Origin of the sequence: Chryseobacterium sp. LAM-KRS1 (genome assembly GCF_013184525.1) — a bacterium.
GTDB lineage: Bacteria > Bacteroidota > Bacteroidia > Flavobacteriales > Weeksellaceae > Chryseobacterium > Chryseobacterium proteolyticum.
In genome coordinates this window covers 302,499-328,408 of sequence record NZ_JAAOIZ010000004.1, presented here as the reverse complement: position 1 = coordinate 328,408, position 25,910 = coordinate 302,499, and the positions used below count along the sequence as shown (strand labels likewise).

Here is a 25,910-nt window from a genome sequence, read left to right as displayed (position 1 = left end):
ACTAATGATATTGAAATTCTTTCTTATTTCTTAATAAAGCTTTTCGTCAGGGATTTCTGGACTCCTGTAACTTTTATAAAATAAACACCTGTTGGAGCCTTATAAATATCAAATGTCTCGTCATATTGTCCATCTGATGATTTCGATGTTTTGGACAAAACCACGGACCCTCGGGTATCGATGATTGTAAATGTCATTTCTTTCTCATCAGATTTGAATTTTATATTGATATTCTGATTTGCCGGGTTGGGATATATCTTAAAATCTTCTGCTGGTCTTTCCCTGTTTTTTGCGGATAAAGTATTGCTCTGGCAGCTGGATAATCTGTTAGTACCATCAATTCCCCAGGAGCTTTCTACAGGAACACATAGCCAGTTCAGTACAGTTGGAAGATGATCTGTTTCTCTTGTGGTAGATAAATAATTGTAGATTTTAAAGTTAGTTGTTGTATTGAGGCTACGGGTAGGACTTCCTGTAATCGTACTGTTATTACTGTTTGAACTTGAATCTGTCAGTGTATTGCCGGAAGTTTCATTACATTTCCAATTAGCCAGTAATTGAGCATAATAAGGATGGGCAGAAGTAATATTTTGGGTAGCCCAATTAACTAAAACATCATTCGGAAGGGCTGATTTCCAGATCCTGATGTCTTTATACGAAGCGGCCAGGTTCTGTCCATAAGTATTGGTTCCGTCCTGATTGATCGTTAACGGAAGCCCTGAATCAATATTTCCGATTGTATTCATTTTGGCAAAAGTAACAGGCACACCGTCCTCATAGAGAGTTACAAGGCCATCCCTATCAAAACTTACTGCAATATGTTTCCACTTATTGGTTTCCATTTTTCCTCCTACCAGGTCAATTCTGTTCGTACCATCACCAATATTTACTTTATAGGTTTGTCCCGAATATCCTGAGATAACAAATCCCTTGTTTTTTCCGCTGTTCCAGTTTTTATTACTGATCATTACAGGATCACTCGAGAAGCTGGCATTAGGCTTTACCCAAAATTCAATCGTAAAGTCCTGATTAGCCCCAAAGTTAAAAGGAACCTGGTTGGTAGGCTTGGCATAAGTACCGGCAGGGAAGTTAAGTTGGTTGAAAGTGATATTCGAATCGATGTCCGTTTTACTGATCTGTTGTGGAGTAAGATTCGGATTAGAGTAGATCGTAAAGATATTCCTTTCAGAGAGATTTCCTCCTCCATGACCATTATTTACTGCTCCGTGATCTGTTGTCAGGACTACCAGCCAATCTTCATTGTTGTAAGTCGACCTGTTTTTCATCGCATTTACAATTTCTCCGATATAAGTGTCTGTTGTTTGCATTGAGGAAACATATTGTGGTACGGACGAAGAAAAACCATAAGAGTGGCCTGCGTGATCCACGTCATCAAAATCCACAAACAGAATATCTGGGTTATCATTCTGCAATGCATCTACGGCAGCATTTTTTACCGCCAGATCTGTGCTGAAATTGGTCTTTACATCTGCATTTTTAATAATAATATCGTTAATTGGCGACCAATGTACGAGGGAGATTGTTCTTAAATTTGAATTATAGGCCTCTGCACGGGTAAGGAAATCGCGATAATTTACATAATTAGGGTTTGTGAAATTATTATCCTGAACATTGTGTTTTGTATGCCATACCCCAGTTAGCATGGTGCTCCATCCATTTCCACTCCAGGTGGTCGCAGCACAAAGGCCGTCAAGGGAATACACCGATTTTGTAATTAACGACTTAATATTAGGTGTATCGGAAGACATCATAACATCTGCCCGGCAACCATCGATTCCGATAAAAAGAACCTTTTTTGTCTGAGCACTTAAAAAGCAGCTCACTATAACTGCCATTGAAAATAGTTTTGTTTTCATAGAAATTTCTGTTTTTTGAAATGAAAATGTTTACAAATAGTAATTAATATTTTATTATTTGTAAAATTAATTTACTATTTGTAAACATGTGTGAACTTAAAGTTAATTAAAGGATAAAAAAACGATAAGAAACTGAGGCTGGATGATCAGTAGTAAGATGAAAGAATATGCTAGATAACTTCTTCAGCCTCAGATAGGGTATTGAATATATAATCAGGATTGGATTTTTCAAGTTCGGATCTTTTTTGAGCCCCAGAAAGAACGGCAATCGTTAATCCACACCCTGCATTTTTTCCTTCTTCAATATCAACTACCGAATCTCCTGCTTTCAACACTTTTTGAGGATCAAGGATGTTGAATTTTTGCATGGCCAGATGAATCATTTCAGGACTTGGGCGGCTTTCGGATACATCATTAGCCGTAATAAGCGCATCATAATATACATTCTCTTTCCATCCCAGCTTATCCAGAAGCTGCTGCGCAATTTCATAGGTATATCCCGTATTAAGAATAATTTTTTTGTCCTTGGACCTCATTTTTAGCAGAAAATTTTCAATACCCTCGATCGGTTTTACATCAAGGTTCTGATACGCTACTTTTAGCTGGTCAGAGAAATTTTCAAAAATGGGAAGGGAATCATTTGTGTCGCCTCCTATTTCATTAAGCAAACCACTGATGGCTTCTAATTTTTCCTTTCCTGCGCAGCTCGATAATACCTTTTCCAGAGTAACATTATAACCGTAATCATTTACTGCATGCATTAAAGTTTTATAAACTACATTGTCTTCATTAATTGTTGTTCCGGCCATATCCAGAACCAATAATTCTATGTTCTTCATTATTTTATGCGTATATTTTATCTATGTTAAATTTTGAGAATCCACCGCTTGCGGTCATACCCTTGCCACCGATACCTGTAATGATATGAATGTTGGGAGAAGGATTATGTTCGAAAATATCTTTTGTTTTACATTGAGAATAGATCCCAAACCATCTTCTCTGAATTTCATAGGTTGGAAGATCAATGATCTTTTTGGCCTCGCTGATCATAAACTCATCGATTTCCATATTCAGGTCATATCCCAGGGCATCCGAATCCTTTGCGCTTGCATATTCATGAGAATCGCCTAAAATGATAGATCCATCAAGAGCCTGCTTAAATAGAATATGGACCCCATATCTCTTTTCGAAAGAATCAGGGGCTTCTAACGCCTTGATTTCCTGAAAGGAAGGACATTCCTGGAATGACTCGTATCTTCTGATGGATAACCCGGTAAGGATATTTCCCTGTAAGGAATAAATACCCTGAGCTTTGGTTTGTAGCATCTGTAGTTTTGTGACCACTAAATCGCTTTCATTGAATACGTTAGGATATAAGGTTTTAAACTCATGACCTCCGCAGATGATTATTTTTGCAGCCTGTAACTGCTGTCCGTCTGATGTCTGGGCAACACATTGATTATTATCTTCATACGTTTCAATTACGGTCGTATTATTATAGATCTTTAAATCCAGTTTTTCCTGTAAAAGTTTATGAAGTTTGACGATCATTTCCCCCGAATCTATAGAAAGTTCCTCCGGAAAGAATAATCCGCCTTTACAATAATCTGAACGAAGTCCATCAAATTTCTTCATACAATCGTTTTTTGAGAGAAGAACAGACTCGTAACCATTTTTCCGGTTGATGTCATAAAGTTCATTGATAAGCTTAAGTTCTTCTTCATTGGAAGCAAGGTAAACAGAACCGTTTTTTCGTATTGTTAGATCTGTTTGGGATTGCAGCTCATTATATATGGCCAGACTCTCTCTTCCGAAATTTTGCCATTTAAGATCCATTCCCGATGGAACCACCTGCCCAAAATTTCTTACCGTAGCTCCCTGAGGCTGTGCATTTTTCTCTACCAAAGCTACTTTAAGGTTTCTTTTTAGTGCATGATAAGCGTGAAATGTTCCCAGAATTCCGCCACCCACAACAATAAGATCAAATTTTGTTGTCATTTTACTTTTGTTTTAAACCATTTTCGAAGCATCGAAATGGATGTATTGATTTTTATTTAGTTTAGGTTTGGATTTTTTTTTGAAAGCTAGGAAAGCAATCACTGAAGAAATCAAAACCGTAATTACGATGAAATAGTTGAGGTGAATATAAAAATTCAGCCATGTTGTTTTGGAAGATCCGAAATTCTTATAAAGTAAGATCAGAACGCTGCCCAGATAACCAAATGAATCTACAAAATAAATCAGAAACCCTACATTTCCTTTGATTTCAAAGGCCGCAATCATCCTGTCAAAATAAATTCCGTTGAATGGAATATAGCAAAGATACATTCCCATTCCGGAGACCATCATCCATAGAAACGGAGACATCATATGATGCTGAAAGAAATACGTTGAAAATCCTACCGTTAGTATTCCCGCAAAAAGAATGTAATGATAATATGCAAAAGCTTTTTTATTGTTTTTTACCCTTACCATAAGGCTTAAAATTAAAAGCACTACAATGGCGATCGGAATTTCCGTCAGGGTAAAAACAGAGCTGTCTGTTGTAAAGCTAAGGGCATCCCATATCTCACGGTTGAAATTGTCTCTGAAATCCCGGAGAATGGTTAAACTGATATACACAATAGTAATGCACATCATAGGAATGAAGAAACGGCGGATTAATGCCCTTCTTGCAGGCTTGTCTAATGGTTGTCTTTTATTCTTTAATAAAATGTCCTCTGCTGATGGCTTGGGAATTTTATTTAACATGATGCCGAAAATGACCAAAGGAATAATAAAAACCAATCCTGCTGTAAAAGGCATCCAGAATTCTGAAACAGCAAACGTATCCATTATAAATTTTCCGACAGATTTGGTAAACCCGGACGAAACGACAAAGCTTGAGCATAAAAACAAGCCTATGATCTCCGTCGTTTTTCTTCCTTCAATATAGGAGAAAACAATTCCCCAGATCAATCCTAACGGAAAACCGTTAATGAACATAAAAATAATGTTGTAAGGTGCCGGGCAGATTGCAAAAGCCAGTAATGCAAGCTCTGCAATAGCAATAAAGCTTAACAGGTAGAAGATTCTTTTCGCGGGTTTTAGTTCAGAAATAAATCGGATTCCAACGAATTTTGAAATAAAATATCCCATAACCTGGGCAATGATTATCAGGACCTTATAATCCACCCCGAAGTATGCAAGGCCTTCGAAGGAAGCTACCGTAAAAGGCTTTCGGAATCCGTACATGCAGAAGTAAACACCGAAAGCAGAAAATGCTGCCTTCAGTGTTACCATTCTATTTTTATTGGTGTTGCCTTCCATTTTGACCCTGCTAGAAGTTAAGTTTAATTCCCATATTGAACCTTACACCATAATATTCCACCTGTTCAGGGCGATTTTCATTCTTTCCGAAATGATAGATCAAAGGCTTATTCAGGATGTTATTTACATCCGCATACAGCGTCAGAAATTTTGTAAACTGATAAGATCCTCCAAAATCTAAGCTGCTGTACTTTCCATAGTACGTGTCATTGATATCATCTTCAGCGTATTCCACGGCATATTTTCCTTTATAGTTATAAGCCAGTCTTGCATTGAATCCCTTTTTTTCGAAGAATAACTGTATGTTGTATAGTTCTTTTGCCTGATAAGGAAGGGCTACCTTTCTACCACTGGGTTTCTCCATTTTTGAAGTCATGAAAGTAGCGTTTAGCTGTGTTCCGAAATATTGCAGGAATCCCGGAAGGAAGTCGAATCTTCTGTTCAGGCCAAGCTCAAGACCTCCCAATGACGCTGTTTTTCCATTATTGGGTGCTGTAAACTGAACTCCCGGATTTCCATTATAAGAATCTACAAAAGAATCCTGGAAAATGGGGTCTGTGATGGATTTGTAAAAGATCCCTCCGCTTAAAATACCTACATTGGAGAAATAGTATTCTCCCATCAGATCAATGTTTAACGAATACGTCGGATTAAGATTAGGATTTCCTCCTTTAAACTCATTGTCGGCCTCAATATAAGTTCCTCCAGGTGTCAGGTCCCCGAAATTGGGTCTTGAAAAAGTTCTTGTTGCTGCAAAACGAAAATTTGTTTTGTCGTTTAATGCATACTTGATGTGTAGCATGGGTAAAACGGCCAGGTATTTTTTAGTATTTTCTACCGGAACCAGTTTATCATCAATTACGTTATAACCTTTTACCTTCGTATTGGTATTAGACAACCTGATTCCTCCCAATATTGTAATTTTATCATTCAGTTTATATGTTCCCATTCCATATGCGTCGGCATGTTTTTCAAATACATCGAAGTTTCTACCCAATGCTTTATTGTATTCCAAAGATTCGGAATCTGCGGGATTTATTTTTAAATTTCCCTGATTCTGGAACCAGAACTGGTCCATTCCGGTAGTCGATAAAACAGGACCGAAACTGTTGCCAATATGGGCATTCATTTCACTTAAATATTTTGGACCGTTAGGCTGCGTAGTAATGTACTGCCCGTAATCAGAAAGGAGGGGAGCGGTTCCGTTGTTCCAGCTATAGAAAATATCTGAAAATTTTGCATTACGCTCTTTATCCCTGTATTTAAAACCATACTTGAAGGTCAGTTTATCCGAGGCGTAAATCTCATGGTTGAAGGCCGCTACAATTTTGTCTTTTTCTTCAACAAAGACTTTGTAGAATTCAAGATCCGTAAATCTCATTTGAGAAGCGTCCATTTTGAAATTAGGGTCACTGTAGAACCCAAATAATGCATCAGGATCTTTATAATCCAATTTTCCACCATCGGCTTTCCAATACGCTCTAGGCCCATTTCCGCGATCTGCAATATAATTAGGATCAATGCCAACTCCGGACTGAGTGTATTTGATCACATAATAAGAATTGTTTTGTTTGTCCGGAATGTTTCCATATTTGAACCGGTTATCATAGTAGGACAAGTCCCAATCTATTTTTCCTTTATTCATTTGATGGATCCCTCCCAGAGACACAGAGGTTAGCTGCGTAATCAGAAGATTATGGATATTCTGTAATTCCACCCTTGCCGTATTATTGGCGGAACTGAATTTATCGAATCTTATTCTGTGCTTGTAATGGGTTTCATCATCTGCTAACGTTCCGTACATTCCTTTTAAATAAAGAGTACTCTTTGGAGACAACACGTATTCGAAAGCTGTATTGATCCCCGTGGTCTTTCTTACCCCATTGTAATCCCGCAACTCCAATCTAAAGACTCCCTGATCACCACTTCTTCTCGCCTCAAAATTATCTGTAGACCAGTTTCTCGTAAAGTGGGCAATATTGAAAAGGTATCCCAGCTTTTTATCCTTTGTTCTTCCTCCGTACAATAAGCCCAGATTATAAACTCCCTTGTCCGATTTTGCATTGTAACCGCTTCCAACCGTGATCTTTAGCTCTTGTTTCATAGGAGGGGTTTTGGTAATGAAATTCACACCGCCTCCAATTCCATCAGCTTCCATATCCGGAGTAAAAGATTTATTGACATGCACGTAAGAAATGAGTTCTGTTGGGAAGAAGTCAAAAGCCGTTGCTCTTGAAGTGGTTTCTTCCTCTGCCGTTGGAAGCCTGTTTCCATTAATCGTTGTTGAAGCCCAGAACGGAGGAAGTCCACGTATAGACACAAATCGTCCTTCTCCCTGGTCTCTTTCAATAGAAACACCTTGGACCCGTTGAACGGTTTCTGCGGCATTTCTGTCCGGAAGTTTTCCGATACCATCCGAAGCAATTACATTGGTCATGTTGATTGCATTCTTTTGAAGATTTAAAGCTCTTGCTTCGCTGTTTTTTAATGTGGCGGTAACAATTACTTCGTCAATATTTTTATGTTTTTGTTGTAATCGGATCACGCCCAGATCAGTATTTTCTTCGGATTGAATGCTTACAGGAAGAGTAGTACTTTCATATCCTATATAGCTTATCTGCAAATTATATTCACCTGCCTTAAGATCATTAATGGTGAATTTACCATCAATATCGGTAACCATATTTTTCGATAATCCTTTTATTTTGATCGTGGCTCCGGGAAGAGGTTGATTCTCGTCAGATACAACTCCCGTAATCGTTTGTTTTTGGGCGGATGCCCATCCAATGAAACAAAGAAACATAAGGGGGAGTAATTTCTTCAATCTTGTTTTCATTTTTACAAATATTAAATTTTTATGCAAAACAAGCTAATAATTTTAATATATGTAAATATTCGGTATTAAGTAATGATTAACAAATAACACCATATTGTTAATGGTGTATTACGTAAAATTGTCGTTAAAAAATAAGATTAATTGATAATTAGTGCTGTAAAACAGAAGGTTTGGTTGTTTTTTTTAAAGAGAGTATCTCAAAATGTGAATACACATGAAAGGAAAATAAGTTCTTTTGTATTCATTTTATTGGAGCCGTAAAAAGTAAAAGTTGAATATTTGTAAACTTTTTAATAAAAAAACAGATTATAATTAACTCCGGATATGGGCCGGAAAAATAAGTGGATTACTTATCTGAGTAAAAATAAAGGACCAGCATAATACAGCTTTCATTGCTGATACTTACAGGAACGTGAGGTAACTTCCCGTTAAAATATAGAGAATCACCTTCATGTAGAATCACTTCTTCATTATCGATGAGGTATTTTACTTCCCCTTTCAGGATATACTTGAATTCCCAGGCATCCGTAATTACTTTTTCTCTTTTGGAATTAGGTTCAAGGGTTAATAAAACCGCTTCAAAGCCCAGAGAATGAAGACTTTTACTGAAAATATGCACATATTTAAAGCCTTCCGCTTCTACTTCTTTTTCTATAAGTTGCTGACTGTCTTTAGGAAGATAGATGAATTTGGCATTTGATTTTTTTTCAACGCCTTCGAAGAAAAAACTGGCATCGATTTCCAAAGACTGGATGAGGTCCAACAAAACCGGAAGAGAAGGAATTGTTCTCCCATTTTCAATCCTGGACACAAGTCCATTGCTTACATTGGCTTTAAAGGCCAGCTCGTTGATGGTTAAATTATTTTTCTTTCTAATATCTTTTAATCTTTTGCCTATTCCTATTAAAAAATCATTCATACTTTAAAATTTAACCTAAACTTTTTTCATTAGTTGCTTATCACAGCAAATGTAATATTATTCTCTATAGTTTTCACCAACTTTACCATCATTTCATTGAAAAACTCATGATTCATGCATTCCTTCCGTTTCCTATCTTTTTGCTATTTTTGTGAAATTCGTTACTTATGAAAAAAATTATTCTGATCGAAGACGAAACCAGTGTAGTATCTTTTATAAAAAAGGGACTTCAGGAAAAAGGCTATGAGATTTCTGTAGCTTTTGACGGACGTACAGGAGTACAGCTGGTAGAAGCCAATGATTTTGATCTAGTAATTTTGGATATTATGCTGCCCGAAATGAATGGGCTTGATGTCTGTAAGGAAATAAGAAAGACCAATCAGCATGTTCCTATTCTTTTTCTGACTGCATTGGGAACCTCCGAGAATATTGTCCTTGGCCTGGAGAGTGGCGGAGATGATTATCTGGTAAAACCTTTTAAATTTATAGAACTCGTTGCCCGTGTAAAATCCCTGCTGAGAAGAAGCGTTAATAATACCGCGACCCAAGAAGCGGTAGAACCGGATGCGGATAGTGAATATATTTATCAGGTTTCCGATCTGATCGTGAATGATTATACTAAAAAGGTAACCCGTGCAGGAGAAGAAGTTTCCCTTACTTCCACAGAATATAAGCTGTTAATGTATTTTCTGAATAATACGGAAAAAGTAATTTCCCGGGCAGAAATTCTGGACGCCGTGTGGGGCGTGAACTATGAGCTGGGGACCAATGTGGTAGATGTTTACGTTAATTATCTTAGGAAAAAGCTCGACAACCAGGATGATCAAAAGCTGATTCACACGGTAATCGGGATGGGATATGTTTTAAAAAAACCTTAGGATGTTTAATAAAGTTGTTACTACCCAAACCAAAACAATGATACTTTTAATGGTGGTTTTTACTACCATTATATTACTGTTTGGAGGGCTGGTGTACTTCTCTATTGTCAATTTTTCACATCAAAGGTTTTATGAATTGCTTAAAATCCGGACAACAACGATAGTACAAATCGAAAAAGGAAAAGAACATCTGGACCTTCCGGAAAACTACATCCTGAACAGCCTGAATGACGAAGAGCTTCCCATGGAAAAGGACTATGTATTTATGGTTCCTGCAGATTCCAATTTCAGGAAGATATCCCAGGAAGTTCATATTCCGGATACCTTTTTCAAGAACATCATGAAAAAAGGGGAGGATAATTATAATGATAAAGAGTTTTATTATATAGGACAGTCATTCAGGTTTCATGATAAAGATTATATAGCAATAGCTTCTGCGAAAAACCATTACCTGATTTATTATCTGGGATTCCTTAAGAGGACATTGGTTACCTGTATTATCCTTTCTTTGTTCTTCAGCATGATCTTTTCTTTTTATTTATCCAAAAATTTATTCAAACCTATTTTAAAAATTACGGGGAAAGTAAAAGAGATCAGTTCGGAGAATCTTCACTTAAGATTGGAGTCCCATCCCGATAATAAAGAATTGAATGAACTGGCAGATACTTTCAATGATATGCTCAACCGGATTGAAACTTCATTTGAAACCCAGAATCATCTGATCGGAAATGTTTCACATGAATTGAGAACTCCGCTTACTTCTATTATGGGAGAAGCAGATGTTGCTCTCTCAATCAACAGAACCGCCGAAGAATATAAAGAAACACTGGAGATCATTCTCGATGAAGCCGAAAAACTGGATAAGAAAATCAAAGCCTTGCTTATGATTGCTCAAACCGGATTTGATGGTAAGATCCAAAAGATAGATAAAGTAAGGATCGATCAGCTCCTTTGGGATGTTATTGAAACCCTTAGAAGGATTGATACGAGGAATAATATTTATTTGGATATCAGCATGTTGCCGGAAAATCCAAAGAAGCTGAAAGTTCAGGGTAATGAGCAATTGTTGCATCTTGCTGTAGCCAATATCATCAATAACGGGTGTAAATATTCCAATTTCCAGCAGGTAAAGGTTTCTTTAGGCGCCACGGATACCGATGTTTATATTATTATAAAGGATAATGGTATCGGAATTCCTCAGGAAGAAATGAATAAAATCTACGACCCGTTCTTCAGAGCCTCTAACACGAAAAACTATGAGGGCTATGGAATCGGCTTACCACTGGCAAGAAATATTGTAAGAATGCATCACGGAGAACTGATTGTAAGCTCCCATGAAAATCAGGGGACTACCGTCCAGCTTCGTTTTCCTAATTTCTATGTGATGCAGGCAGAAAACCAGGGATTGGGGGCGAAATCTTAAACTTGAAAGATCGTAAGATTCTTTTGGAGTCGAGGGGGATGGCTTAATATATTTTGTTCTGTAAATGAATAGGTTGAAATTCTATTATTCAATCTTTTTTACCCATTCACCTCTCCATATTAAATTCTCTTAACAATTTTCTAATCTCATTTTAATCTCTTTAATGACATTTTAATTCCATTCTAAAGATCCTCTAATTTGGTCACTATAGTTTTGTATTATCAAAATCAGATAACACTAAAATCGAAGATATGACCAAAACAATTTTAATTGCCACCGATTACTCCCTTGAGTCATTAAATATATTAAAAAAAGTACTGAAGGAAAAAGACGGGAAACATGACGAAACAAAATATAACATCATATTCGTGTCGGGATATGACATGGGAGATTCTATCAGAGATCTTTTATTCACGACGAAGAGTACCATATTCGGTAAAATAAGATCCCATGAATTTTGTGACGCATTCAGCATCATAAAAAACAAATATCCTCACCTGATTAATAAAATGAACTGCGATATTTTCACAGGAAGTTTTCAAAGAACATTTAATAATTATATAATAACAGAAAAAATTGACGAGGCTTATTATTCGCCATCGATTAAAAGTAGAGGGAAGGGGAAGTTCGACATCATTCCGTACATCAAAAAATGCAAAGATCTTGAATCACATGAGATTACTCTTGAGATTTCTGAGAGCCTTCCGGAAAGAGGAAGACTTGCTGAGATTTTTGTCGAGGTCTAAAAAAAACACACAATTCAATTATTTAAATTAATAAAAATGTTAAGAAATTATAGTAACAGCAGGACATTGGGAGACAACATCAGGTTGGGGACGCTGACGGCCTTTACGGCGGGAACTATAAATATAGCATCTCTCTTAATTTTTCTCTCTTTTACCTCAAACGTAACAGGACACTATGCCATTTTTGCTGCAGAGATCAGTAAAGGAAACTGGACTCAGGTGGCAGTGGTTGGTGCATGGATATTCCTTTTCTTTTTCGGAAGTTTTGTAGCGAACTTCTTCGTTATTAATTTTAATAAAAAAAGTAAATACTTTGCCCATGCGATGCCTATTGTGCTGGAAATTATGTGTTTGCTTTTTGTAGGGATCTACGGACAGGTTTTCTACAGGAAAACAGTAGAAGAAACAGAGTATCTGGTTGCCCTTATGCTTTTTGCAACCGGTTTACAGAATGGGTTAACGGCAAGTATTTCCAATTTCTCGGTAAAGACAACACACCTTACCGGTACCACTACCGACCTTGGAATCCTGGCATCTATGTTTACCCAAAAAAAGTACAGGAGAAATCCGGAACTGATTGCAAGGGCAAAACTGCTTTCGAGTATCATGCTGGCTTATGTCTTAGGAGCTGTGTTCTCCGGATTAACCTATTATTATCTGGAATTCAGAGTGTTTTATGTAATCAGTATATGTTTATTAGTAGTTATTGGGTATGATTTCTATACGATCCATGTCCGCCACTTTAACACGCGGTATAGATATAGTAAGATTTATAAAAAGCCCAGCCTTCTGGCCAACCTGTATGATAAGATCCATGGAAAATCTAAAACAAAAGAAAAAAGAAGACTTGTATTTGATGATTAAAATACAAGAATAAATAAAGAAACTATCAGTATTAATTTTGTGTAAACAAGCTGTGAATCAATCCTCTATTTGTGTCGTACATTTAGGGGATTGTATTTTTTAGAAGGATGAAAAATAAAGGGATTATTATATAAATCATAAAAGGCAGAATTTTTGCATATTGATAATAAAATTTTAATTCGCGTTTTTATTGTTTTTATTCCCATTTTCATTGACTATTTTTGTAAGTTGATTTAACGTTTTTTATGTCAGATATTATTCAGCTTTTACCGGATCATGTAGCCAACCAAATTGCGGCGGGAGAAGTGGTGCAGAGACCTGCGTCCATTGTGAAAGAATTATTGGAGAATGCTATCGATGCAGAGGCTTCCAAAATTGAACTGATCGTAAGGGACGCCGGAAAAAATCTGATACAGGTTGTTGATGATGGAAAAGGAATGTCCGAAACGGATGCCAGAATGGCGTTTGAAAGACATGCTACTTCAAAAATCAGAGGGACAGAAGATATTTTCAGAATTGCTACAAAGGGATTTCGTGGAGAAGCATTAGCTTCTATTGCGGCTGTCTCCCAGGTAGAACTCAGAACCAAACAAAAAGATGCCAAAATAGGAACCAATATTTACATTGAAGGGGGAGTTTTCCAGTTTCAGGATCCTGTGCAAACTTCAGAAGGCTCCAACTTTTTGGTGAAAAATCTTTTCTTTAATGTTCCTGCAAGAAGAAAATTCCTTAAAAATAATAATATTGAATTCAGACATGTTATTGATGAATTCCAAAGGGTTGCTTTGGCCCATGAAAATTTGGAATTTTCATTATTCCACGATGATGAACCGGTTTTCCGCTTAAGAAAAGGAAGCCAGATGCAGAGGATCGTAGATATCTTCGGACGAAAGTTGCAACCACAGCTTATTCCGATCAAGGAAGATATTATATGGTGTAAACTGCACGGTTTTGTTGCCAAGCCTGAAGGGGCAAAAAAGACAAGAGGAGAACAATTTATTTTTGTCAACGGAAGATTCTTTAAGAGTCCTTATTTTAATAAAGCGGTTCAGGAAGCATTCGAAGGACTGCTTTTGCCGGGCTATATTCCTACCTTCTTTCTCTTTTTAGAGCTGGATCCCGAAAAAATAGACGTTAATATTCATCCGCAAAAGACAGAAGTGAAATTTGAGGATGAGCATCTTATTTTTGCACTGATCCGCTCTACAATAAAAAGATCTCTCGGAATTTACAATGTGGCTCCAAGTCTTGATTTTGAGAAAGACCCACAGCTGGATGAGCTGATGCAAAAAACTTTTCCTGGAAAGACGAATAGCGGAGGGGTTATAAAGATGCCGGAAATTGTGGTCGATAAGGATTATAATCCGTTTTTGGAAGAAAGAGGTGTAAGGCAGGCTGAAATTCAGAATCTTGCAGAAATGTACCATCAGAATATATCTGCGGAACCTTCCAAAATAAACCTTTTTGAGGATGAAGATTTTGATGAAGATCTGATGAGGCTTCCCAACGGGTATTGGCTGTTCAATAAAGGGGACAGAACCCTGATGCTTGATCTGGGAAGAATGCACAGGCTTTTTGTTTCAGAAAATAATAAGCCGACAAAAAAAGGAACCATAAACAGTCATGCACTTCTTTTCTCTTTGGAGTATCATATGAACGAGATTGAGAAAACAAAATATAAATCAATCAAAAAATATCTTCCTGAGCTGGGATTCGACATGAAAGTGGCCCACGAAAGTGTATTGAGGATAGATGCGGTGCCTGAGGGATTAAAAGAGACCCAGGTTATGAAGTTTCTTGAAGACCTATTTGAGATCCTGGATTATAAAACAGATGAGGAATTCAACCAGTATTATCAGAATCAATGGACGAAGATGCAGTCTAAATCCAGATTTGACTTTATTTATAAAAAGGATGCTGAACAATTGATCAAGGACTTTACGGCATTAGGTTTTCCTGAGTTTTTACCTAATGGGAAACGATGCTTTTATGAAGTTCCTTTCAATGATTTTAAAAACAAATTTTAAAAATGTTTAACAATATACCACCGATTACAAGAAATATAATTATAATAAATATTGTTGTATTTATTATATCCTATATTTTTCCACAACTGTATAATACACTTTCTGCGTATTATCCTTTTTCTCCCAACTTTAGGTCCTGGCAGATCATAACCCATATGTTTATGCACGGAGGATTGATGCATATTTTATTTAATATGCTGACTTTGTGGAGTTTTGGGCCTATATTGGAACAGTCTTTAGGTGAAAGAAAGTATCTGATCCTCTATTTTGTAAGTGGTTTGGGTGCATTTTTCTTATTCAATCTTTGGAATTTTATAGAAATTCAGCAGATTACCTCCAGCCTGGAAAGCTTAGGCTTAAATGCGGCTGAAATTTATAAGAAAGCGGCAATAGGATATACAGGAGACATGAATATAAGTGCTACGACAGAAGAAGGAAAGGAGCTTTCCCAAAGTCTCTATAATGCATTAAGAACTCCTATGGTCGGTGCTTCGGGAGCCATATTTGGAGTTATTGCTGCTTTTGCTACTCTTTATCCGGATTCAAAGATCGGGATTATGTTTATTCCGGTTCCTGTTAAAGTTAAATATCTTTTACCCATACTACTTGTTATTTCAATTTACTTAGGGGTTTCAGGAAATGTAGGAGGTATTGCCCATTTTGCGCACGTGGGAGGGGCTATTGTAGGCTTTCTCCTGGCTTTAATATGGAAAAAGCATTTGTATAGATTCCGTTAATACTATCCTGTGAAAGTTGTTCGCCTAATATTTTTAATTGTACATCTGGGAATCTTGTTTCTTTTGTTGGGAACATTAATGAATGCTTATGTACCTCCTAGAATATATCCATGGTTTAATCTTTTATCATTAGGCTTTCCTGTTTTAATCACTGCTTATGTATTGCTAACTGTTTTCTGGGTTTTCGCCTGGAAAAAAAGGGCTATAGTATTTGCTGCATTCGGACTGCTTTTTTTGAACCCTGTTAAGAGATGGGTCAACTATTCTGCTGAAAAAAAGGAGACATCCGATCTGAAAATCATCTCATTAAATGCAAAAGGAGGAACGATGGGGATTAAAAATATTGAAGATTATGTGGATTCTCAAAATGCGGATGTGGTTCTGTTACAAGAACATGTTCGGGATTACAATTTTAAAGGAATGGGAAAAGGAAGAGGAGATGTTATTGTCTCAATCTCTTCAAAATATAAGATCATTGATCAGAAAGAACTTATTGAGAGTAATTCAGAGACCAATAATGCCTACGCCAATCAGACGGATATTGAGATCAAAGGAAATACGTATCGTTTTATCAATGTCTACCTTCAGCCTTTTAAATTTGAAAAAAGCATGGTAAAGCTTAAGGGAAATAGTGATGAAGATGAACAAAAGCTGAAAGATATCGTTAAAAGGCTGATCCCGACTTTCAAAATGCACCAGGATCAGGTTGCTGCGGTAAGAAAAGGGATTGACGAGTCTCCTTATCCGGTAATATTAGTAGGTGACTTCAATTCTGTGCCTAACTCTTACGAGTATTACCATCTTGGAAAAGGGTTAAAAGATGCCTTTGTAGAAGCAGGTAGAGGAAGTGCTACCAGCTTTCATGACTACAAATTCCCGATACGAATCGACTACGTTTTTACATCGGAATCCATACAGCCTCTAAGTTATAAAGTTGACCGTTCTGTCAGAATTTCAGATCATTATCCGGTGGTTGCAACTTTCAAATTAAAAAAATAATATTCATAAAATACGTTAAAGCTTTTCATATTGGTAGGATTTTTGATTAAAAAAAGACTAGACCGTTTTTTTCATGAAGCCGAACCAGATATTGTTGTTTTTGCATATTGCAATTATCGTATTATTACTGTGCACCTTAGGGAATGCATGGATACCGCCTAACATTATTGGGGGCTTGAATCTTCTTTCATTAGGGTTTCCCTATTTAATTTTATTACATATTTTATTAACGCTGGTCTGGATCGTTAAAAGAAATAAAATCGCCATTGTTTTTCTGTTAAGCACTTTTGTTTTTTATAATCCCATAAGACGATGGGTGAACTTTTCTCCTAAAACTGAAAACTATAAATCAATACGGGATGTTAAAATATTGACATTCAATGTGAAATATGGTGAGTTTGGCTGGGATAAAGTATCAAAATATATCAAGGATCAGAATGCTGATATTATTCTTGTTCAGGAAAAAGATACAAACCGGGCAATACGAAAAGATATGATTAAGTATCCGGTAGTGAGCCTGAAGACAAAACATAAAATTGTAAGACAGGAAGAGTTAATTGAAGATAAATCAAGAGGAAATTCTTTTTATGCGGATATTGATATTAATGGAAAAATCATACGAATAGTAAATGTATATCTTGAACCATTCCGTCTGAACAAATCGATGTTTGATTTTAATAGTCTTGGAAAAGGATCTAATAAACTCCATCTTCTTCTTTCTCACATGACACCCACATTCAGGGCTCATGAAGATCAGATAAAAAAGATCAGAAAAGCAATCGACTTTTCTCCTTATCCGGTTATACTGGCGGGTGACTTTAATTCCGTGCCTAATTCTTATGAATATTATAATCTTGGGAAAAATCTGGATGATGCTTTTTTAACAGTCGGAAATGGTATTTCTACCAGTTTTCATGATTATAAAGTTCCTTTGAGAATCGATTATATTTTCACCTCTAAAGACATAAGACCCATAAGCTATAAAATAGATCAGTCCGTAAAATTATCAGATCACTATCCTGTAATTGCGGAATTTCTGTTAAATTAGTTCCATGAAAAATGTATTTTTTTTAGCCGCGGTTTTTTCTATTCTGATTACTTCCTGTTCTAAAAGAGAACCTGTTCGTGTAGAGACGGATCAGGTGACGAAAGTGGATTATGATACAACTGCCATAGATTCCTTTTCTAATGGTGCCATATCCGTAGATATTGCAAGAAAGATCAGAATGTCTTCCCAGAAGTATCAGGATTCTTTAAAAGAGGCTCTGAGAATCCAAAAGGAAGAGCAACGTATTAAACAGGAGCTGGAAAAAGAAAATAAAAAGAAACAGGAAGAGGAGAAAAAGAATAAGGAAAAAGAAGGAAAGGCGAAAGAGGAAGCAGGAAAAACTTCTCCCTGAACAATGAAAACTATACGGAAGTTTTCATAAATTTGAATACATTCTTAAAAAATATCAATATGAAAAAACAAATTGTAACAGCACTTATGGTAGCCGGATTGGTAGTTTCCTGCACCAAATCGACAACAAAAACTGAGCAGGTTGAAAATCCGGATGGATCTATTACAACAACCAGCACTACAGTGACGCAAAGCCCGGCAGATATCGTAGATACTACTAAAATTAATAAGGCAAAAGAAGACGTTAAAGCTAAAGTGGATGCTACCGGAGATAAAATAGATAATGCAGCGCATAAGGCAAAAGCAGACCTTAATGAAGCTGGAAAAGATATTAAGGCAGGGGCGAAGGAGCTTGGACAGGATGTAAAGGATGCTGCAGCTAAAGGCGCCGGAAAAGTAGAAGAGGGAGCTAAAAAATTAAAAGAAGATCTGAAAAGTAAATAAAAAAGAACCGCAGTTTTTACTGCGGTTTTTTTATTAATTCTTATTGAGTTCTAATAAAGGGTCTATATATTCCCGGTCATTGCTGAGTCTTGGTACCTTGTTTTGTCCCCCGAGCTTTCCTTTGGACTCCAGCCATGAATAGAACAAATTGGGTTTGGCTATATGAACAATGGGTTTTTTTAATGTAATATTATTGTACCTCTTCGCTTCATAATCCGAATTAATTGCCTTCAGGCACTCATCGAAAGCATTGATAAAACAGTCGAGATCGTCCGGCTTTTTACTGAATTCAAAAATCCATTCATGAGCACCGCTTTCATTTTCTTTCATGAAAACAGGAGCTCCTGTAAAATCTGTAATGGCTGCATTTGTCTGTTCACAGGCTTTTGTAAGTGCAAGCTCCACATTGGTGATCATTAATTCTTCTCCAAAAGCATTTATATAATGTTTGGTTCTTCCTGAAATTTTTACCCTGAACGGATTAACGGATGTAAAGACAACCGTATCACCGATGAGATACCTCCATAATCCTCCATTGGTGGTAATGACCATGGCGTAATTTTTTCCGACTTCAACATCTTCAAGACTTACAACCGGTGGATTCGAGAAATGGAATTTATCCATAGGAATGAACTCATAGAAAATACCATAATCCAGCATCAAAAGCATTTCGTCACTATTTGATCTGTCCTGAATACCAAAGAAGCCTTCTGAGGCATTGTAAATTTCGTAGTAATTGATGTTTTTTCCGATGATCTGGCTGTATTGCTCCCTGTAGGGCTTAAAACTTATTCCGCCGTGAAAAAAGACTTCCAGATTAGGCCAGAGCTCAGAGATATTCTGAACATCCGTTTCTTTCAGAACCCTCTGGAGTAAAACAAGCATCCAGCTTGGAACCCCCAGTAAACTTCCGACATCTTCATTTTTAACCTCAGATATAATGGCTCTCAGTTTACTCTCCCACTCGGACATGAGTGATACCTTTTTGCTGGGGGTTGTTGTAATCTCCACCCAAAAAGGAAGATTGTCAATAAGGATAGCAGAAAGGTCCCCGAATTTTGTGTTAAAATCGGCATAGAGTTCGGAGCTGCCTCCCAGACGTAAATTTTTATTCGTAAAAAGCTGATTTTCCGGATGGTTATTGGCATAAATTGATACCATGTCTTTTCCGGCTTTCATATGGCAATATTCCAGGCTCTCGGCAGAGATGGGAATGAATTTGCTTTTAGCGTTCGTGGTTCCTGAAGACTTTGCAAAATGTTTGATATAGCCAGGCCAGCTTACATCTTTATAACCTTGTCGTGCTCTCTCGATATAAGGTTCGAAATCTTCATAGGTAACAATAGGAACTTTATTTTTAAAATCCTGGTAACTCGAAATAGAATTAAAACCATACTTCTTCCCATATTCTGTATCCTCGGCATGAAACAACTGGGAAAATAGTATCCCTTTCTGTGTTTCAATCGGATGATTCATGAAATTCTGGATCTGGTCTATCCTTTGACGGATAAACCAATTCACCACAGTATTGAAAAGTGCTTTCGTTGCCATTTCAACAAATATAATGATATTTGATTTTTCAGAGAATTTTTTATGGCTTAAAATAAAAAACCGTTACAAATATTGTAACGGTTGATTATCTGGATATATTGTTTTTAGCAATATTCGTCGTAAGCTGCCTGAAGGTTTGCAGCAATTGCTCCTGCAGGATTTCCTTCAATGTGGTGTCTTTCCAGCATGTGAACCAATTCTCCATCTTTGAAAAGAGCTACGCAAGGTGAGCTTGGAGGAAACGGAGCTAAATGCTTTCTCGCTTCTGAAACAGCTTCAGTATCATATCCTGCAAATACGGTTGTCAAGTGATCGGGTTTTTTATCTCCGGTCAAAGAGTAAACAACTCCCGGTCTTGCAGCTCCTGCAGCACACCCACATACTGAATTGATCACTAATAGGGTAGTTCCTGATTGCTTTAATGCTTCTTGTACCTGAGAAGTTGTTGTCAAGTCTTCAAAGCCTTTATCTGTAAGTTCAGCCTTCATAGGCATTACTAAATCTGTTGGATACATTTTTTGTTTTTTTAAATCTGTACAAAGGTAAAAAATTATTTATGTTTCATCAACTTATAAAAACTATTGACGCATTAGGAAAAGTGCATGATATGTAACATGGTGATATGTAAATATTTCAACAATATTTGAAGAAATGTAAATAAAAGCAATGAATAATGAAAAATAATTATTAAATTTGAAATGATTCTAAAAACAACCAACCATGAAAAGGCATTTTTTACGTCATTCCCTCGACTTAAAAGATGCAATTAGTTAAGTCTGTAATTCACAGACACCTCAAGCATCTTAATGCATAAAATGAAGCCCGAAATTAATTTCGGGCTTCATTAATCAAATCGATATGCAAAGGTTGAATATCCTTAGTAAACGGGTTCAATGATCTTACCTGGACCTGCGTCCGGATTGAAGACCAAATACCCTTTAAGAAAGCAGCTTTTTAGCCATCTCGGAAATGCTTTTTCCATCAGATTTACCGGCTAACGCTTTTGATGCCATTCCCATTACCTTTCCTAAATCCTTTATAGATTCAGCGCCGGTCTGTGAAATGATATTTTTAATTTCTGTTTCCAGCTCCTCAGCAGTAAGCTGTTGAGGTAAGAATTTTTCGATGACCTTCATCTGGGCTTCTTCGACGTCTGCGAGATCCGTTCTTCCCTGAGCAGCAAACTGGTCGTAAGAATCCTTACGTTGTTTAATCATTCTTTGTAAAATAGCGATCTCCTGTTCTGCTGAAACTTCTGCTCCTCTGGCTTCTGTTTTCAAAAGCAGGATCTGGGACTTTACTGCACGGAGAGAGTCTAGAGCCACTTTGTCTTTCTCCCTCATAGCGGTTTTTATCGCTTCGCTGATTGTATTTTCTAAACTCATATATTATGATTTGAAAATTTGAGAATGAAACAATTTGAAAATAGTAAAAGGCAATGGATGTATAATTTCCAGTGGATCAATTTTCAAATTCACAAATTATTTCATTTTCAAATTAAATTTAGTCTACGTCTTTATTTAAAAATCTGTTTTCTCTGATTTGCATAGAACCATTATTATCAGATAAATATGTATTTATATTCTGATCTGATGCGTTGGTCCCGTCAATAGAAATATTCTTTCTTTTGAATGCAGGCACAGATTCGAACTCATTGACATTATCAAAACTCTGATAACGTGAATTGAATTCTTTTAATTTATTTCTTCTTTCAACCACTCTCTCCTGGTCAATAGTTTTGTTCACAAAAGTGAACTCACTGTCTGATGGCTTTGGAGCTTCGGTTTCCGTTTTATTTTCAACAACCGGTTTGCTTTCATTGGCCGGAACTTCTTTCACCGGCTGGAAGAAACTTTCCATTTTCTGAAGAGGTTCTTCTGTAATCTGGCTTACCGTATTGGCTGAAGTGGTAAACTCTGCTTTTGGCTGTCCATAATCCGTTTTTGGCTCATTAACAGGCTCATTGACAAAGAAGCTGAATTCAATCGGTTTTTCTTCGGAAAAAGAAGGAACAGAAGAGTTTTTAGCCGGTTCTTCTTTCCTGTCTTCTGTTTCAAAAGAAAAAGACTGTATTTCCAGGTCATTCGGGTCGTTATCTTCATCGAAAGAAAATAAGTTATAAGCATCCTGATCCTCTTCTTCGTTTCTCCAGTCCTGAATTGGGCTGTCTACCGTATCTTGCTCTCTATCAGAGAACTTTATTTCTGTTTTTACCTCTTCATCCTCAATAATCATTTTTTTTTCAGTAGATGTCTTAAACTGAGGATTATCCTGGTCTTCATCATCAAGTCTGAAAAGGTTCTTTCCTCCGAAAGTATAGCCTTCTTCAGGGCTCATTTCTCTTTCTTCTCTCGTTTTAAAAGGGGAAGTTTTGTGAGAATCCAGTTTGTCATTTAAACCGATTCTTATTTTTTCAGTTGGCCCTGCAAATTTTTTGTCCTCATTGGAGAAACCTGTAGCAATTACAAGAACGCTTACTGCATCTCCCAGCTCTTCATCCGCTCCAACCCCGAAAATAATATCCGCGGTGTTTCCTGCTTCTTTCTGAATGTGGTCCATGATGATACCTATTTCATCCATAGTAACTTCTTCTACACCACTTCTGATCAATAGTAATACATTTTTAGCACCTGTAATCTTATTGTCATTCAATAATGGGGAATCCAGAGCCTTTCTTACGGCCTCTTCTGCTTTATTTTCTCCGGAAGCAGTACCTGTAGACATCAATGCAGTACCGGAGTTCTGAAGCACAGATTTAGCATCTCTAAAGTCAATGTTTACATCGAAGTAACCGGTAATAACCTCTGCCATACCTTTTGCTGCATTGGTTAACACTTCATCGGCCTTTGAGAAGCCTTGCTTGAATCCAAGGTTACCAAATTGCTGTCTTAATTTATCGTTGTTGATGACAATCAGTGAGTCAACATTATTTCTCAATTTATCAAGTCCGTTTTCTGCCTGCTCAAGCCTTCTCTTCCCCTCGAAGCTGAATGGAACAGTAACGATACCTACCGTTAAAATTCCCATATCTTTAGCTACTTTGGCAATAACAGGAGCGGCACCCGTTCCGGTTCCACCTCCCATCCCGGCAGTAATGAATACCATCTTGGTATTTTGTCCCATTGCAGCCTTGATCTCTTCAATACTTTCAATAGCTGATTTTTCTCCAACCTCAGGATCAGCACCTGCTCCAAGTCCTTCGGTGATGGAAGTACCCAACTGAACTTTATTGGAGACGGGGTTATTATCTAAAGTCTGAGCATCCGTATTACAGATCACGAAATCAACACCGTGAATCCCTTTCTCGTACATGTGTTTAAGGGCGTTGTTTCCACCGCCACCAACACCAATTACTTTGATGATTGATGAATTTCCTTTTGGTAAATCAAATGAAAACCCTTGTGTACCTATATTTTCCATAACTTATATTTTTTAAAATTGACTCATGATAAGTGATAAGGAATAGCCGTGTATCGCTTATCATTCATCATTTTATAATTATTCTACTTCTTCAAAGAATTTTTTTACTTTTTCCATTAGCGACTGTCCGAATGTGAGCCTTGCCGCTTTTTTATTTTCCTGTTGCTCTCTTACCACTTCCTGCTCCTGAACAGGAGTCGCCTGCTGTGTGGCAGTTGGGGTTTCAGCTGTATTGGATACTACTTCCGGTTGTTGCTTCTCCTGAACGGTTTCTTCTTCTACGATCGTCTGCTTTTTGTCACGGATTTTCAAACTTTCCATCAGTAACCCGATAGATGTTGCAAATTCAGGACCTTTCAGGTATTGGTTTTTGTCATTGGCGATATATTCGTTAGCAAAACCAATTCTGCTGTCGAAACCTGTAGTATAATTAGCAAGCTGGCGTAAGTGCTTCAAATTGGAACCACCTCCTGTAAGAACGATTCCCGCAATCAACTTTTTCTTCTGTTCGAATGCTCCATAGGCTTTAAGCTCTGTGTTCACCATTTCAAGGATTTCTTCAACTCTCGCGTTGATGATCTGTGCCAGAGTTTTAAGAGAAATTTCTTTGTCCGGTCTTCCATGTAAGCCAGGAATGGTTACAAAAGTGCTGTCTTTTTCAAGCTCAGGAACTGCAGATCCGAATTTTACCTTCAGTTGTTCTGCATGTTTTTCTATAATCGAGCAGCCTTCTTTAATATCTTCTGTAATGATTCCGCCACCGTAAGGAATTACACAGGTATGGCGAATGATATTGTCTTTGAAAATAGCAATATCCGTAGTACCACCACCTATATCTACGATTGCGACTCCTGCTTCTTTTTCTTCTTTTGTAAGAACAGCTTCTGAAGATGCCAGTGGTTCTAAAGTAAGGGCTTCCATTTCCAGTCCGGCTTCTCTTACACATCTTGCAATGTTTCTGATACTGCCCATTTGTCCTACGACAACATGGAAATTAGCCTCTAAACGTTTTCCGTGCATACCTACAGGTTCCTGTATCTCACCTTCAGAATCCACTTTATATTCTTGAGGAAGTACATGAATAATTTCTTCACCGGGTAGCATGACCAATTTTTTTACCTGATCTTTCAATGCTTCGATGTCGTCGTCTGTAATAAACTTGTCTGGATGCTCTCGCATAATATAATCGGAATGTTGCAGAGAACGGATATGTTTTCCTGCAATACCAACCGTGACTTTGCGGATAGGAACTCCTGCACTGGATTGTGCTTCAGACACAGCCGCCTTGATTGAATTAATGGTTTGTGAGATGTTATTCACAATACCTTTATGAACCCCAAGACTTTTGGCCTTTCCTACACCGAGAACTTCTATTTTCCCGTGTGCATTCCTCCTTCCGACAATCGCGACTATCTTTGTTGTCCCGATGTCCAGACCTACTGAATACTCTTGATTTTCCATTTGTTTATATCGATTTGATTTTTTATTCTATTTTAACTTTTGCTTTTGGCTTTGTAGCCTTTTTCTCAGTTGTTTTCTTTGTCTCCTTTGGTTTGGTTGTCGTTTTTGGCTTTTTATTTTCCTTTGGCTGAGATACAGAATTTTGCTTTTTTATCTCTGCTGGTTTTTTAGTTTCCGGTTTCTTTATCGTTGCCGGAGCAGGAGCTTTTGCCAATTCTTTACGTCCTGCAGTTAAAATACTGTCATTTTCTTTAAAAGCAGGATTTAAAGTAGTTACAATCTGGTTCTGATATTTTACAGAGATCATATTGTACTTCTGAGGATCCTGATACACAAGATATTTCTCAACAAACGCTTTAAAACCTTTTACTTTGAATTCAATATTATCCAGGTCTCCGATTTCTACTTTATAGTTTCCTTCACTTGTCAAAAGATTATAATCATCCTTTACTTTTGAGATTCCTATAAAGTATCTTTTGCTGAAGTCATCCTTATCAATCTTTTCAACCAGTTCAGCAAGCTTTTCATATTCGTCAGGTTTTACATTTCCTGTTACCAGCATACAAGGATGCGAATAGGTTTTTGAGATGGGAAATTCAACTCCTTTTTCGTCTACATAAAAATCCCTGCCGTCTTTATTCAGCCTGAATACCGGAACCCTTTGTTTAATATCCAGATTGAGCTTTCCGTTTAGATTTAAATAAACATTGGCACTATCCACAGCCGGAAGGGCATTGATCTTTTTTTCGAGGGATGGAATATTCAGATTACCTACTATTCCTGAAGGGTTTTCTTTTTTTACAATATCCCTGATGTCTTTTTCATCAACGAAATATACCGGAGTCTTTTCGCTTAATTTTACAGAAATCTTATTATCGGTAATCTTCTGGCCACTGAATTTCTTCAAAGAGAAACTCAGCAGGAAACCAAGCAGGATTACTGTGATAGCAATTTTTAATATTCTGTATTTATTTTTCATATTCTATTGTATTCATGTATTAAAGTAAAATGTATTCATGA

Annotated in this window: 22 protein-coding genes; 10 read left to right on the top strand and 12 right to left on the bottom strand. The window is 37.0% G+C overall.

Annotated features, from left to right (window positions below):
• Positions 1-23: 23 nt before the first annotated feature.
• The 6 genes from G9C87_RS12485 to G9C87_RS12460 all read right to left on the bottom strand — a co-directional run bounded on the left by G9C87_RS12485 (position 24) and on the right by G9C87_RS12460 (position 8,941).
• Positions 24-1,877 (bottom strand): alkaline phosphatase family protein, encoded by a 1,854-nt coding sequence (locus G9C87_RS12485; RefSeq protein ID WP_172281592.1) that lies wholly within the window; start codon positions 1,875-1,877, stop codon positions 24-26.
• Positions 1,878-2,047: 170 nt separating this feature from the next.
• Positions 2,048-2,716, bottom strand: coding sequence for an HAD hydrolase-like protein (locus G9C87_RS12480; RefSeq protein ID WP_172281583.1), 669 nt, complete (start codon positions 2,714-2,716; stop codon positions 2,048-2,050).
• A 4-nt stretch (positions 2,717-2,720) separates the two neighbouring features.
• Positions 2,721-3,875 (bottom strand): TIGR03364 family FAD-dependent oxidoreductase, encoded by a 1,155-nt coding sequence (locus G9C87_RS12475; protein ID WP_172281581.1) that lies wholly within the window; start codon positions 3,873-3,875, stop codon positions 2,721-2,723.
• A 12-nt stretch (positions 3,876-3,887) separates the two neighbouring features.
• Positions 3,888-5,159: a DUF5690 family protein gene (locus G9C87_RS12470; RefSeq protein ID WP_228457008.1), complete on the bottom strand. Its 1,272-nt coding sequence runs from the start codon at positions 5,157-5,159 to the stop codon at positions 3,888-3,890.
• Positions 5,160-5,196: 37 nt separating this feature from the next.
• Positions 5,197-8,022, bottom strand: coding sequence for a TonB-dependent receptor (locus G9C87_RS12465; RefSeq protein ID WP_172281578.1), 2,826 nt, complete (start codon positions 8,020-8,022; stop codon positions 5,197-5,199).
• Between the two features lie 346 nt (positions 8,023-8,368).
• The gene (locus tag G9C87_RS12460; protein WP_172281576.1) at positions 8,369-8,941 is read right to left on the bottom strand and encodes a helix-turn-helix domain-containing protein; all 573 of its coding nucleotides are present in this window, start codon (positions 8,939-8,941) and stop codon (positions 8,369-8,371) included.
• Between the two features lie 167 nt (positions 8,942-9,108).
• On the opposite strand from G9C87_RS12460, the gene G9C87_RS12455 reads away from it, so the two are divergent.
• From G9C87_RS12455 to G9C87_RS12410, 10 genes are all read left to right on the top strand, one after another.
• Entirely contained in the window at positions 9,109-9,819 is a 711-nt protein-coding gene (locus G9C87_RS12455; RefSeq protein WP_172281575.1) for a response regulator transcription factor, read from the top strand.
• A 1-nt stretch (position 9,820) separates the two neighbouring features.
• A complete protein-coding gene (locus G9C87_RS12450) occupies positions 9,821-11,242 on the top strand; it encodes a sensor histidine kinase (RefSeq protein ID WP_172281573.1) in 1,422 nt (473 codons plus the stop codon).
• Positions 11,243-11,493: 251 nt separating this feature from the next.
• Complete coding sequence (locus G9C87_RS12445) at positions 11,494-11,988, top strand: hypothetical protein (protein ID WP_172281571.1); 495 nt, start codon at positions 11,494-11,496, stop codon at positions 11,986-11,988.
• A 36-nt stretch (positions 11,989-12,024) separates the two neighbouring features.
• Positions 12,025-12,852, top strand: a complete 828-nt coding sequence (locus tag G9C87_RS12440) for a YoaK family protein (RefSeq protein WP_172281570.1) — start codon at positions 12,025-12,027, stop codon at positions 12,850-12,852.
• A gap of 245 nt (positions 12,853-13,097) precedes the next feature.
• On the top strand, positions 13,098-14,879 hold the full coding sequence (mutL, locus tag G9C87_RS12435) for a DNA mismatch repair endonuclease MutL (RefSeq protein ID WP_172281568.1): 1,782 nt from the start codon (positions 13,098-13,100) through the stop codon (positions 14,877-14,879).
• Between the two features lie 2 nt (positions 14,880-14,881).
• Entirely contained in the window at positions 14,882-15,616 is a 735-nt protein-coding gene (locus G9C87_RS12430; RefSeq protein WP_172281566.1) for a rhomboid family intramembrane serine protease, read from the top strand.
• A gap of 9 nt (positions 15,617-15,625) precedes the next feature.
• Positions 15,626-16,615, top strand: a complete 990-nt coding sequence (locus G9C87_RS12425) for an endonuclease/exonuclease/phosphatase family protein (RefSeq protein ID WP_172281564.1) — start codon at positions 15,626-15,628, stop codon at positions 16,613-16,615.
• A 73-nt stretch (positions 16,616-16,688) separates the two neighbouring features.
• Positions 16,689-17,663 carry an endonuclease/exonuclease/phosphatase family protein gene (locus G9C87_RS12420; RefSeq protein WP_172281562.1) on the top strand — a complete coding sequence of 325 codons (975 nt, stop codon included), beginning with the start codon at positions 16,689-16,691 and terminating at the stop codon, positions 17,661-17,663.
• 4 nt (positions 17,664-17,667) lie between these two features.
• The gene (locus tag G9C87_RS12415) at positions 17,668-18,015 is read left to right on the top strand and encodes a hypothetical protein (protein WP_172281561.1); all 348 of its coding nucleotides are present in this window, start codon (positions 17,668-17,670) and stop codon (positions 18,013-18,015) included.
• A gap of 59 nt (positions 18,016-18,074) precedes the next feature.
• Positions 18,075-18,458, top strand: a complete 384-nt coding sequence (locus tag G9C87_RS12410; RefSeq protein WP_172281559.1) for a hypothetical protein — start codon at positions 18,075-18,077, stop codon at positions 18,456-18,458.
• A 33-nt stretch (positions 18,459-18,491) separates the two neighbouring features.
• Here the strand turns inward: G9C87_RS12410 and G9C87_RS12405 are convergent, their stop codons facing one another.
• From G9C87_RS12405 to G9C87_RS12380, 6 genes are all read right to left on the bottom strand, one after another.
• Positions 18,492-20,009, bottom strand: coding sequence for a GH3 auxin-responsive promoter family protein (locus G9C87_RS12405; RefSeq protein ID WP_172281558.1), 1,518 nt, complete (start codon positions 20,007-20,009; stop codon positions 18,492-18,494).
• A 104-nt stretch (positions 20,010-20,113) separates the two neighbouring features.
• Positions 20,114-20,524 carry a BrxA/BrxB family bacilliredoxin gene (locus tag G9C87_RS12400; RefSeq protein ID WP_172281556.1) on the bottom strand — a complete coding sequence of 137 codons (411 nt, stop codon included), beginning with the start codon at positions 20,522-20,524 and terminating at the stop codon, positions 20,114-20,116.
• A 423-nt stretch (positions 20,525-20,947) separates the two neighbouring features.
• Positions 20,948-21,394 carry a GatB/YqeY domain-containing protein gene (locus G9C87_RS12395; RefSeq protein WP_172281554.1) on the bottom strand — a complete coding sequence of 149 codons (447 nt, stop codon included), beginning with the start codon at positions 21,392-21,394 and terminating at the stop codon, positions 20,948-20,950.
• Between the two features lie 118 nt (positions 21,395-21,512).
• Positions 21,513-23,429, bottom strand: a complete 1,917-nt coding sequence (ftsZ, locus tag G9C87_RS12390) for a cell division protein FtsZ (RefSeq protein WP_172281552.1) — start codon at positions 23,427-23,429, stop codon at positions 21,513-21,515.
• 78 nt (positions 23,430-23,507) lie between these two features.
• Positions 23,508-24,890: a cell division protein FtsA gene (ftsA, locus tag G9C87_RS12385; protein ID WP_172281551.1), complete on the bottom strand. Its 1,383-nt coding sequence runs from the start codon at positions 24,888-24,890 to the stop codon at positions 23,508-23,510.
• A gap of 22 nt (positions 24,891-24,912) precedes the next feature.
• Positions 24,913-25,869 (bottom strand): cell division protein FtsQ/DivIB, encoded by a 957-nt coding sequence (locus G9C87_RS12380; protein ID WP_172281549.1) that lies wholly within the window; start codon positions 25,867-25,869, stop codon positions 24,913-24,915.
• Between the last annotated feature and the right edge of the window lie 41 nt (positions 25,870-25,910).